General features: G+C 65.1%; 13 protein-coding genes. 7 read left to right on the top strand and 6 right to left on the bottom strand.

Annotated elements, in window-relative coordinates:
- Positions 1-205 precede the first annotated feature (205 nt).
- Positions 206-958, top strand: coding sequence for a 3-hydroxyacyl-CoA dehydrogenase (locus WAN02_RS24135; protein WP_422267132.1), 753 nt, complete (start codon positions 206-208; stop codon positions 956-958).
- Between the two features lie 225 nt (positions 959-1,183).
- Here the strand turns inward: WAN02_RS24135 and WAN02_RS24130 are convergent, their stop codons facing one another.
- The gene (locus tag WAN02_RS24130) at positions 1,184-1,315 is read right to left on the bottom strand and encodes a hypothetical protein (RefSeq protein ID WP_422267130.1); all 132 of its coding nucleotides are present in this window, start codon (positions 1,313-1,315) and stop codon (positions 1,184-1,186) included.
- 326 nt (positions 1,316-1,641) lie between these two features.
- Here WAN02_RS24130 and WAN02_RS24125 point away from each other — a divergent pair, with 326 nt between their 5' ends.
- The 3 genes from WAN02_RS24125 to WAN02_RS24115 are packed head-to-tail and all read left to right on the top strand — an operon-like array spanning position 1,642 to position 5,389.
- A complete protein-coding gene (locus tag WAN02_RS24125) occupies positions 1,642-4,017 on the top strand; it encodes an MMPL family transporter (protein WP_422267128.1) in 2,376 nt (791 codons plus the stop codon).
- Complete coding sequence (locus WAN02_RS24120) at positions 4,007-4,717, top strand: TetR/AcrR family transcriptional regulator (RefSeq protein WP_422267126.1); 711 nt, start codon at positions 4,007-4,009, stop codon at positions 4,715-4,717. The genes WAN02_RS24125 and WAN02_RS24120 overlap by 11 nt, the downstream gene beginning before the upstream one ends.
- A 27-nt stretch (positions 4,718-4,744) precedes the next feature.
- The gene (locus tag WAN02_RS24115; protein ID WP_422267124.1) at positions 4,745-5,389 is read left to right on the top strand and encodes a class I SAM-dependent methyltransferase; all 645 of its coding nucleotides are present in this window, start codon (positions 4,745-4,747) and stop codon (positions 5,387-5,389) included.
- Here the strand turns inward: WAN02_RS24115 and WAN02_RS24110 are convergent.
- On the bottom strand, positions 5,386-6,099 hold the full coding sequence (locus WAN02_RS24110) for an NAD-dependent deacylase (RefSeq protein WP_422267122.1): 714 nt from the start codon (positions 6,097-6,099) through the stop codon (positions 5,386-5,388). The genes WAN02_RS24115 and WAN02_RS24110 overlap by 4 nt on opposite strands.
- A 36-nt stretch (positions 6,100-6,135) precedes the next feature.
- Between WAN02_RS24110 and WAN02_RS24105 the strand changes: the two genes are divergently transcribed.
- Positions 6,136-6,501, top strand: a complete 366-nt coding sequence (locus WAN02_RS24105; protein ID WP_422267120.1) for a GntR family transcriptional regulator — start codon at positions 6,136-6,138, stop codon at positions 6,499-6,501.
- Here WAN02_RS24105 and WAN02_RS24100 read toward each other — a convergent pair.
- Positions 6,486-7,031 carry a DUF1697 domain-containing protein gene (locus WAN02_RS24100; RefSeq protein WP_422267118.1) on the bottom strand — a complete coding sequence of 182 codons (546 nt, stop codon included), beginning with the start codon at positions 7,029-7,031 and terminating at the stop codon, positions 6,486-6,488. The genes WAN02_RS24105 and WAN02_RS24100 overlap by 16 nt on opposite strands.
- 61 nt (positions 7,032-7,092) lie before the next feature.
- Here WAN02_RS24100 and WAN02_RS24095 point away from each other — a divergent pair, with 61 nt between their 5' ends.
- Together WAN02_RS24095 and WAN02_RS24090 are read left to right on the top strand one after the other, a co-directional pair.
- On the top strand, positions 7,093-7,536 hold the full coding sequence (locus tag WAN02_RS24095; RefSeq protein WP_422267116.1) for a PPOX class F420-dependent oxidoreductase: 444 nt from the start codon (positions 7,093-7,095) through the stop codon (positions 7,534-7,536).
- A gap of 39 nt (positions 7,537-7,575) precedes the next feature.
- Complete coding sequence (locus WAN02_RS24090; protein WP_422267114.1) at positions 7,576-7,761, top strand: DUF5302 domain-containing protein; 186 nt, start codon at positions 7,576-7,578, stop codon at positions 7,759-7,761.
- Here WAN02_RS24090 and WAN02_RS24085 read toward each other — a convergent pair.
- The 3 genes from WAN02_RS24085 to WAN02_RS24075 form a co-directional block, all read right to left on the bottom strand.
- On the bottom strand, positions 7,758-8,183 hold the full coding sequence (locus WAN02_RS24085; protein WP_422267112.1) for a DUF4345 domain-containing protein: 426 nt from the start codon (positions 8,181-8,183) through the stop codon (positions 7,758-7,760). The genes WAN02_RS24090 and WAN02_RS24085 overlap by 4 nt on opposite strands.
- Before the next feature lie 29 nt (positions 8,184-8,212).
- Positions 8,213-9,235: a hypothetical protein gene (locus WAN02_RS24080; protein WP_422267110.1), complete on the bottom strand. Its 1,023-nt coding sequence runs from the start codon at positions 9,233-9,235 to the stop codon at positions 8,213-8,215.
- A 227-nt stretch (positions 9,236-9,462) separates the two neighbouring features.
- On the bottom strand, positions 9,463-9,801 hold the full coding sequence (locus WAN02_RS24075; protein ID WP_422267108.1) for a DUF732 domain-containing protein: 339 nt from the start codon (positions 9,799-9,801) through the stop codon (positions 9,463-9,465).
- Between the last annotated feature and the right edge of the window lie 233 nt (positions 9,802-10,034).

The raw sequence follows: 10,034 nt of genomic DNA, 5'->3' as shown, positions 1-10,034 counted from the left end.
CGCCCCGGTTCTCCCGCTCGTCGCCGGATGAGCCGCGGCCGCCCGGGCAGGCGGGAGCCGACACCGAAGCCGTCCTCAACGACTGGGTATAGTCCCGGCCAACCAGTAGGTCGGAGTCGCCACAGCGGGATCCGCCCAAGCCTGGCCCGACCGGACTGTGAGTCTGACCATTCTGAAAGCCCGACCCGTTTGAAAGGAAATGTGCGTGGAGATCACCGACGCGGTAGCACTCGTCACCGGCGGGGCGTCCGGACTGGGCCTTGCCACCACCCGGCGGCTGCTCGATGCCGGTGCGCAGGTGGTCGTGCTCGACCTCAAGGGTGAGGACGTGGTCCGCGAGCTGGGTGATCGTGCGCGGTTCGCGCCGGCCGACGTCACCGACGAGAAAGCGGTGACTGCAGCGCTCGATATCGCCGAATCGCTTGGGCCGCTGCGCATTGTGATCAACTGCGCCGGCACCGGCAATGCCATCAAGACGCTGGGAAAGGATGGCGCTTTCCCGCTGGAGGCATTCCGCAAGGTCGTGGAGATCAACCTGATCGGCACGTTCAACGTGCTGCGGCTCGGCGCCGAGCGGATCGCCCGAAACGACCTGGTCGGGGAGGAGCGCGGTGTCATCATCAACACCGCGTCGGTGGCGGCGTTCGATGGGCAGATCGGCCAGGCCGCATACTCGGCGTCCAAGGGCGGCGTTGTCGGCATGACTCTGCCGATCGCGCGCGACCTGGCCAGTAAAGGCATCCGAGTCATGACGATCGCTCCCGGCTTGTTCGACACCCCGCTATTGGCTGGCCTGCCCGAGTCGGCCCGAGAGTCGCTTGGCAAGCAGGTGCCGCACCCCAGCCGCCTGGGCGACCCCGACGAGTATGGCGCACTGGCGGTGCATATTGTCGAGAACCCGATGCTGAACGGCGAGGTCATCCGGTTGGACGGCGCAATCCGAATGGCGCCGCGGTAACCAGCCGGCGCAACGAACGCCTGACGACGATGCAGCCGCGCAGCGGCTGAGGTGGGGGTACCGCCCGCTTGCGGGGGAGAGTCGGGCACATGAAAAAGCCCCCGCCGTAGGGGCCGGGGGCTGCACCAGGGGTGCTTCACAAATAGCTCAGTGCCAACAGTGTCTCAGAGGCGGACTTCGCCTCGTCACCGGCACGCTCGTGGCTAAGAGCGTGCGTCGCGTGAACTAGCTTGCGTTGGAAAGCGGGTGCCAGTCATCGAACTGCTCCGAGCACTCACCCTCTACTAGCACGTCGCCGTGGTAGAGAGCCTCGAAATCAGCTTTGATCACGTCGGCACTGGAGTCATCGATCCACATGTTGATGAGCGTATGGGCAACGTTTAAGGAATCTTTGAGTCACGATTCGGAAAATCGTGGCAATTGTTACCGCTCGGTAGGGCTCTGGGGGCCGGACACGACGTCCGGATGTTTGGAGCGATCGGTCCGGATGGTTGGAACTGATCTATTGGGCAGGCGTGTAACCGCATAAGCTCCGAAAATGTCCTGGTTATCGCCCGCCGCGTTGAACCAACGCCGGTGTCCGCCTCGTTCTTGTTGATGAGGCGTCAAAAATGCCGCCGCAATGTTGCATGGCTAAGTTATCGCTGATAAGTTAGCGACGATATTAGAGCGGAAGGACACGCATGCTGCAGTGGATTGCCCGCCTTGCCATCGCGGCCCCTCGGCGCATTCTTGCGGTGGCCGCCTTGGTGCTGGTCGCGGCCGCGGTCTTCGGTATCCCCGTGGCCAAGAGCCTCTCTGCCGGCGGCTTTCAAGATCCGGCATCCGAGTCGGCACAGGCGATCAAGCTGCTGACCGACAAGTTCGGTCAGAGCGATCAGCAGTTCGTCATCATGCTGACCGCCCCGGACGGTGCGCAGAGCGCTCAAGCCCGCAGCGTCGCGACCGACATCGTCGCGCAGGTGCGGGGGTCGTCCGGGGTGTACAACGTGGCCTCGGCGTGGACCGGCCCGACGGCTCATCCACCGCAACTGGCCGCGGACTTGGTGAGTAAGGACGGCAAATCCGGGCTGATCGTCGCGAACCTCGAAGGCGGCGAGAACAGCGCGCAGAAATATGCCAAGAGCATTGCGGCGCGCGTGGTGCACGACCGCGATGGCGTCACGGTTCGCGCCGGCGGAACGGCGATGGTGTACGACCAGATCAATCGGCAAAACGAGCGCGACCTGTTGCTGATGGAGTCGCTGGCCATCCCGCTGAGCTTTCTGGTGCTGGTCTGGGTGTTCGGTGGTCTGCTGACCGCGGCCCTGCCGATCTGCCTGGGCGGGCTGGCGATCGTCGGATCGATGTCGGTGCTGCGCCTGATCAGCTTCAGCACCGACGTATCGACCTATGCGTTGAACCTGAGCACCGCGCTGGGCCTGGCGTTGGCCATCGACTACACCCTGCTGATCATCAGCCGCTATCGCGACGAGCTGGTCGACGGCAGCGACCCGAATCAGGCGCTGATCCGGACCATGGCCACCGCCGGTCGCACCGTTCTGTTCTCCGGGACCACCGTCGCCTTGTCGATGGCGGTGATGGTGCTGTTCCCGATGTACTTCCTGAAGTCGTTCGCGTATGCGGGCGTGGCCACGGTCGCGTTCGTCGCGGTGGCCGCGATCTTCGTGACACCTGCGGCGATCGTGCTACTCGGGCCGCGGCTGGATGCTCTGGACGTCCGCAAGCTCGGCCGCCGGATACTCGGTCGGCCCGACCCGACGCCTAAACCGGTCGAACGGCTGTTCTGGTACCGGTCGACGAAGTTCGTCATGCGATTCGCGGTGCCGATCGGCCTGGTGGTGGTCGCGCTGTTGCTGATGCTCGGGCTGCCGTTCCTCGGGGTGAAGTGGGGTATGCCCGACGATCGCGTGCTGCCGAAATCGGCTTCGGCCCATGTGGTCGGTGATCAGCTGCGTCGCGACTTCGCCGATGACTCGGCGACCGCGGTGTCTGTGGTCGTCCCGGACGTTCGAGGGGTACGTCCGGGCGACCTCAGCCGTTACGCCGCCGACCTGTCGCGGGTGGCCGACGTGACCGCGGTGTCGGCGCCAACCGGAACGTTCGTCCGCGGCAAACAGGTCGGACCGCCGTCGGCGGCGACCGGGATGGCGCATGACAGCGCGTTTCTGACGATCGCCACCACCGCGCCGCTCTTCTCCCAAGCCTCCGACACCCAACTCGACCGGTTGCACGCCGTGCCCGGTCCGGCCGGTCAGTCGGTGCAGATGGCCGGGCTGGCGCAGATCAACCGCGATAGCACGGACGCGATCACTAATCGGTTGCCGTTGGTGTTGGGCCTCATCGGCATCATCGCCTTTGCGCTGCTGTTCCTGCTGACCGGCAGTGTGCTGCTGCCGTTAAAGGCATTGGTGTGCAACGTTTTATCGTTGACGGCAGCATTCGGCGCGCTGGTGTGGATCTTCCAGGATGGCCACCTGGGTGCGCTGGGAACCACGCAGAGCGGCACGTTGGTGGCCAATATCCCGGTGCTGTTGTTCTGTGTCGCCTTCGGTCTATCGATGGATTACGAAGTGTTCCTGGTTTCCCGGATTCGCGAGTACTGGTTGACCGCGACCGCGTCGCGCCCCGCCACGGCGGACAACAAGACCAAACGCGCCGACAACGACGAGAGCGTGGCGCTCGGGTTGGCACGCACCGGCCGGGTGGTCACCGCAGCGGCGTTGGTGATGTCGATTTCCTTCGCGGCGTTGATCGCTGCGCAGGTGTCCTTCATGCGGATGTTCGGTCTCGGCCTGACCCTGGCCGTGCTGGCCGACGCGACGTTGGTGCGGATGGTGCTGGTGCCGGCGTTCTTGCATGTTCTGGGCCGATGGAGTTGGTGGGCGCCTGGACCGCTGATGCGGCTGCACGAGCGGTTCGGCATCAGCGAGGCGGGATCCGAGCCCCTGCCGGTGGCTGCCGAGCCTGCCGGCGGGCGACACCGTCGACCCGACGCGGTTCCGGCCAGCACTGCCATGGCCGCATTTACTGCCACGACGGCCGCCAATGGTCGTTAGCTCGCCGGCGGACAGTCTTCGCCGGCGACGCGCCCCGCGAGGATCCGGCGATCTGCTGCGTGACGAAATCCTCGATGCCGCAACCGAACTCTTGCTGGATACCGGGCACGCCAAGGCCGTGTCGATCCGCTCGGTGGCTGATCGTGTCGGCGTGACGCCACCATCGATCTACCTGCATTTCCAGGACAAAGACGCACTGCTGGACGCGGTGTGCGCGCGTTACTTCGAGAAGCTCGACGAGGAGATGCAGCGGGTGTCCGCAGCGCAGTCGTCCACCGTGGAAGTGCTGCGAGCCCAAGGGTTGGCCTACGTCCGATTCGCCACCGAAAACCCCGAGCTCTACCGGATCGCCACGATGGGCGAGTGGCGATCCGGCAGCAATGTCGACTCGGCGCTGGCCAGCTCGGCCTTCGCGCACATGTGCGCCACCGTCGGCGTATTGATGCGCGAGGGCGTGTTCCCCCGCGGCGATGCGGGCGCGGTCGCCCTGGAACTGTGGAGCGCCGCGCACGGCGCGGCCTCAATGCTGATTGCCAAGCCGCACTTGCCGTTCGGCGATGCCGAGGCGTTCACCGACCGGGTGCTGCGTGCCGTCTTTTTGGGCCAGATGGTCGGCGGACTGTTAGAGGTCGATGGCACTCCCGACCAAGTGGTGGAGCAGTTGACTGCGCTCAAGTCTGCGGTGCAAGGATCTTCCTAGTACCCCGCTTGCGAAAGGCTGGCAGTCATGACGTCATCGACCGCGGACACCGTTGACCATCCGTTCTTCGCACGCATCTGGCCCGCCATCGCCGCACACGAGACAGACCAGATGCGGGAACTCCGCCGGGAGAACCTGGCCGGCCTGTCGGGCCGGGTGTTCGAGGTGGGCGCGGGCACCGGAACCAATTTTGAGCTTTACCCTGATTCTGTCGCGCAGGTCGTCGCGGTCGAGCCCGAGCAACGGCTGGTCGGATTGGCCAGGGAGGCGGCTGCTGGTGCGGCTGTTCCGCTCGAGGTCACCAATCGGACGGTGGAGAGTTTCTCGGCCGACGAGCCATTTGACGCGGTGGTGTGCTCGCTGGTGCTGTGCTCGGTGGCTGATCTCGAATCGGTTCTGCAGCAACTATTTTCGTTGCTGCGGCCGGGCGGCGAGCTGCGCTATCTGGAGCATGTCGCAAGCGGCGGAATCCGGGGCCGGTTGCAGCAACTGGTCGACGCGACGATATGGCCGCGGTTGGCGGGCAACTGCCACGCTCACCGCCACACCGAGCAGGCAATCCGGGCTGCGGGGTTTGACATCGACCAGACCCGAACCGAACAGGCCTTTCCGGCCTGGGTACCGCTACCGGCGTCGGAGTTCGTGTTGGGCCGGGCGCGGCGCCCGGCTTAATTCAGTAGCGCGGGCAGTCGCTGCAGCAGCGTCGGCAGGGCCGTGCTGGCCGATTCGCGCACGGTGATCGTGGCACTGCTGGACAGCGGCGTCGGCTCCGGGTTGACCTCGACGACGACCACTCCGCGAGCCAGCGCCATCTCGGGCAGACTCGCCGCCGGGTAAACGATGCTCGAGGTCCCCACCACGACCAGCACGTCGGCGGTGCTCGTCGCCTCCACCGCTCGCTGCCACGGCTCCTCGGGCAGTGCCTCGCCGAACCACACGATGTCGGGCCGGATCAAACCGCCGCAATCGTGCGTCGGCGGCTCGACCTCCAACGCAGGCTCTCGCATCTCCGGGAGTTCACCGTGGTACGGCAGACCGCAAGTCGCGCAACGAAATTCGAATAAACTGCCATGCAGGTGATGCACGGGCGAGCTGCCGGCACGCTCGTGCAGGTTGTCCACGTTCTGCGTGACGACGCTGACCTCGGCGTGGTCCTGCCAGGCCGCGACGGCGCGGTGCCCGTCATTGGGTTCGACGGTGCCGACCAGGTAGTGCCGCCAGAGATACCAGCCCCAAACCCGCTCGGGATTGCGCTGCCAGCCTTCAACGCTGGACAACTCGTATGGATCGAACTTGGCCCATAGCCCGTTCTTGTCGTCGCGGAACGTCGGCACGCCGCTCTCCGCGGAGATTCCCGCGCCGGACAGCACCGTGATACGCACCTCACCAAGATAGCGGGACTGCGGAATACTGGGCGGGTGGAGTTGGAGGAGTGGCTGCGGGTTGACGGACAGTCGGATCGACCGCTGTTCGACCAACTCCGCAACCAGATCATCGAGGCCGTCCGGGCCGGGACGTTGCCGCCGGGGTCCCGGCTGCCGACGGTGCGCGAGCTGGCCGGCGAATTAGGGCTGGCCGTCAACACCGTGGCCCGCGCCTACCGCGAGCTGGAGACCGCCGGGATCGTCGAAACCCGAGGCCGCTTCGGCACTTTCGTCGCTCGGGTCGACCCGTCGGACAGCGCGATGGCGGCCGCGGCCAGCGCCTATCTCGATGTCGCGCGTGGACTGGGGCTCGGCAGGGCCGAGGCGCTGCGCTACCTCGAGGCCTACGAGGACGGCTGAGCACCCAGGACTTTGACCAGCGTGCGCAGGTTGCGGGTGGTGGTGGACGACTTGTACCGCTTCTTGCCCATGGTCTTTCCGATGGCGCTGTCCAGCGTGTGATTCTTGGCCACCTGCCAATAGATCACGCCCGCGGACTTGGGGCCGAGCGCGATCTTCTCATCGGCTCCCGCCTCGTCGGCCAACGCCGCGAGCTCGTCGAGTACGTCGCTGTCGCTGACAAACGTGACGTAGGACTGGTATCCGTCCACCTCAGGCTCGAACGGGTAGTCGTCGACGATCGCGCGCACCTTCTTGATGGGGTACACCAGCACCCAGGCGTCATATCCGAAGTGCTTTCGCAGCACCTGCTCGGCCGTCGCGCGCACCGCATCTGCGGCCTTCGGCGAATCCAGCGTCACGTTTCCGGTCGCCAGAATGGCGCGGACCTCAGCGAGTCCCGCGTCGGTCAATGCGTCGGCCACGTCGGCCATTTTCAGGTTGACGCCGCCGACGTTGACGCCGCGTAGGAACGCCGCGTAATGGGTCATGAGCGCGATGGTAGCCACGCAGGCGTCCAGTGGGGCGCGATCGTCTGAGTAGGCTTGCGACATGGGCCGCCAAGTGTTCGACGACAAACTGCTAGCCGTGATCGCGGACAATTCTCTCGGCGTGCTCGCCACCCTCAAGCGCGACGGGCGGCCGCAGTTGTCCAACGTGTCGTACTACTTCGACGCCCGCAGTGTGTCCATTCAGGTGTCGATCACCGAGCCACGGGCCAAGACCCGAAACCTGCGTCGCGATCCGCGGGCGACGCTGCTCGTCAGCTCTGACGACGGCTGGTCGTATGCGGTTGCCGAGGGTACCGCGACGCTGACCCCGCCGGCCGCCGCGCCCGGCGACGACACCGTCGAGGCGCTGATCGCCTTGTACCGCAACATCGCTGGTGAACACCCGGACTGGGACGACTACCGGCAGGCGATGGTCACCGACCGTCGCGTCGTGCTGACCCTGCCGATCGCGCACGTCTACGGCATGCCGCCGGGCCTGCGGTGAATCACGCTGAATGGCGCCGGGCGCGCTAGGCTGCGGGCTATGGCTGGATCGAAGTCGGGGGCCGAGTCGTCCGAGGACGACAACAAGCGAAAATTCCGTGAAGCCCTGGAGCGCAAGAACGCAAAGTCGTCGGGCGGCGCCGACCACAAGGACGCCGGCGCCAAGGGGCCGCGGTCACAGGGCGCGGCCGGAAATCGCCGGGAGTTCCGCCGCAAAAGCGGTTAGCCTGCTAGCTCGCGTGTTGGATTGTTTGGGGCTTCGTCTGCGTCGGCGAGGCTGAGAAATGCTGCCGGAACGATGAATTCGACCGCCGTCAGCACTTCCTGGAACCAGTGCGGCCGGCCGTTGTGGACCAGCGAGATCACCCGTCCGACGGCGCTGACCAACATCAGGCCCGCCAGCAGGCGTACTTCGCCGGCGCGGATGGGCGATCTGCGGGCTGCCGATAACCAGGCCAAGCCGTAGCCGGCGAAGTACGCGGAGTAGAACCGCTCGCGCGAATCCACCGTCGCGTTGGCGTCGGTCGCACCCGGGACCGAGGCGGTGCCGAGAACGAAGTGGTAGATCCCGATCACGATGCAGGACAGCCCGGTGAGCCCGGCCAAGTTTTTCAAGGTGCGGCCGGTGCGGGCAGGTGTGCTGGCCATACCGCCACGGTAACTCGTGGGTGATGGCGTCAGTTCTTTCTCGCGGTGTCTTTGACATCCGCGGCCAGGCCGAGTACCTCGACGAGCGTCAGCCAGTCGGCGGCCGAGAGTATGTAGGCCGGAGGCTCATTGACGATGAGCGCAGTGCCGGACCACGAAAAACGCCGCCCCGAGATTCCGATGTGGGTGCATCCGACGGTGAGCGGTGGCACGCCGGGGACTGACATCGTCAGCGCGGGCGTTTTCGAAACGTATCCGGTTTCGGAGTCGCGCGTCTCGTAGCTGAGCGCTTTTGAGGCTATCCGTGACACTGGGGCAGAGGCATTTAGTGCTTGGCTTTCCGGGTCGATGACGCGGATGGTGTCGTTGTCGACGTCAATGAACAGTTGTTCTCGACCGAGCGAGTTCACCAGTCGTTGCTTTTTTCGAAGTGCGAACGCACCCGAGTTGACGATCGTCTGCGAATTGGGGAACAGAATGCATCGAATCGGTTCGCCCGGCGCAGGTCCGCGCGCCGCGGCACGGCCACCTAGGCGAAGCAGCTCGTCGAATTCGGACGCCGTCAGCCGGGCGTCGACCAGTTGAATGGGCGGTGCGTCGAGCGGTGTCGCCGGACCGATTTGGCGATCCCGCCCGCCCAGGATGAAGCGGCGACCCCCGGAGTGCAGATGGAGTGCCACCCCGATGTTCGGCCAGAGACTGAGTTGCGCGTCCGCGAGCGAGTAGACCCCGCCGCGGGAACTGACGGTGAGAGAATCGCCGCTGACGGTGAGGACGTACTTTTGCCGCGATCGCCAAAACATGTAGCCGCCGATGACGACACCGGCAACCAGCAACACGACCACGATCATCAGCCCGGTGTAGCGCGGGGCATGCACGGGAATGCCCTTCGACGTGCGGAACATCGCCAGCGCGGCAAACCCGACGAACCCTACAAAAAACACCGAGTAGACGGCCTGCCAGATTTTGGTCCCCTTGATCCAGCCGCTCGACATTGCCTCGCCGGACGCCACGAATTGGTGTGACGCGCGTGCTTCGTCGCTGATGCTCATAACCTGAATCTTCACTTCCGCAAGGCACTGCGCGCATCGGTCGAATGCCCTATTTATCAAGCCCGACCAACTACTGCGAGATGACTATCTCGGCCCATTGACTGTGCAGTACCCAGCCTCGTAGTGAAAATTCTGCGGGCAGATGAATTTGGGTCCCTCCGGATGCTGGATGACAATCGGTGGACGCCGCAAATCTGTCGAGCGCCGCCAGGTTCCGTGGGTGGCGGCTACCCGCCGTGATCTTCGACGAAGCCTTCGACCGTTGACAACTGGTCTGGGCAGAACGTGTTCGCCGCCGCCCCAACGATGATGCCGGTATCGCGGCTGCTGTAACCCTCGTTCTCCTCGATGGTCTTAATCACCGCCATCAAATTGGCGCCCTCTTGCAATGCTTGGCACGACGCCTTGCCCAACGTGATCGCCGCAGTGGGTGTCGAGTAGTCGATCCCGCGCCGTTGGAGTTCCGCTATGTAATCGTCCGCAGGGTCAGCGTGGGCCGGCGAGGACTGGGCCATGATCGCGACGAGGATCAGCGCGACAGCAGCGAAGACGAGTCTGGCGATCATCCGCGCCCACCGTCCACTTATTCTGACCTGTAGAAACGACTGCCCCGGCGGGCAGCCTACGGCGGTCCACCACTGTCATGTGTCGAATTTGTCCAAGTCCCCACTCTCGCAGGGAGTTGCTGGGCCTTCCGGGCCACTTCCGCGGACTGCTTGGCCGCGAGCCTTCAACTTCTCTTTCCTTCAGCCTTTGACGCTTGTCACCCCGCATCCCTGCCGTTCCCGCGACCGTAGGG

The sequence above is a fragment of the Mycobacterium sp. genome, from assembly GCF_049281135.1.
Taxonomy (GTDB): domain Bacteria; phylum Actinomycetota; class Actinomycetes; order Mycobacteriales; family Mycobacteriaceae; genus Mycobacterium.
This window is presented reverse-complemented; position numbering and strand designations above follow the sequence as displayed.

Excerpts from the sequence above, each read along its gene's own strand:
- WAN02_RS24125 (WP_422267128.1), top strand. The coding sequence starts at position 1,642 with ATGCTGCAGTGGATTGCCCGCCTTGCCATCGCGGCCCCTCGGCGCATT.
- WAN02_RS24095 (WP_422267116.1), top strand. The coding sequence starts at position 7,093 with ATGGGCCGCCAAGTGTTCGACGACAAACTGCTAGCCGTGATCGCGGAC.
- WAN02_RS24130 (WP_422267130.1), bottom strand. The coding sequence starts at position 1,315 with ATGTGGATCGATGACTCCAGTGCCGACGTGATCAAAGCTGATTTCGAG.
- WAN02_RS24075 (WP_422267108.1), bottom strand. The coding sequence starts at position 9,801 with ATGATCGCCAGACTCGTCTTCGCTGCTGTCGCGCTGATCCTCGTCGCG.
- WAN02_RS24080 (WP_422267110.1), bottom strand. The coding sequence starts at position 9,235 with ATGAGCATCAGCGACGAAGCACGCGCGTCACACCAATTCGTGGCGTCC.
- WAN02_RS24115 (WP_422267124.1), top strand. The coding sequence starts at position 4,745 with ATGACGTCATCGACCGCGGACACCGTTGACCATCCGTTCTTCGCACGC.
- WAN02_RS24090 (WP_422267114.1), top strand. The coding sequence starts at position 7,576 with ATGGCTGGATCGAAGTCGGGGGCCGAGTCGTCCGAGGACGACAACAAG.
- WAN02_RS24100 (WP_422267118.1), bottom strand. The coding sequence starts at position 7,031 with ATGACCCATTACGCGGCGTTCCTACGCGGCGTCAACGTCGGCGGCGTC.
- WAN02_RS24085 (WP_422267112.1), bottom strand. The coding sequence starts at position 8,183 with ATGGCCAGCACACCTGCCCGCACCGGCCGCACCTTGAAAAACTTGGCC.
- WAN02_RS24120 (WP_422267126.1), top strand. The coding sequence starts at position 4,007 with ATGGTCGTTAGCTCGCCGGCGGACAGTCTTCGCCGGCGACGCGCCCCG.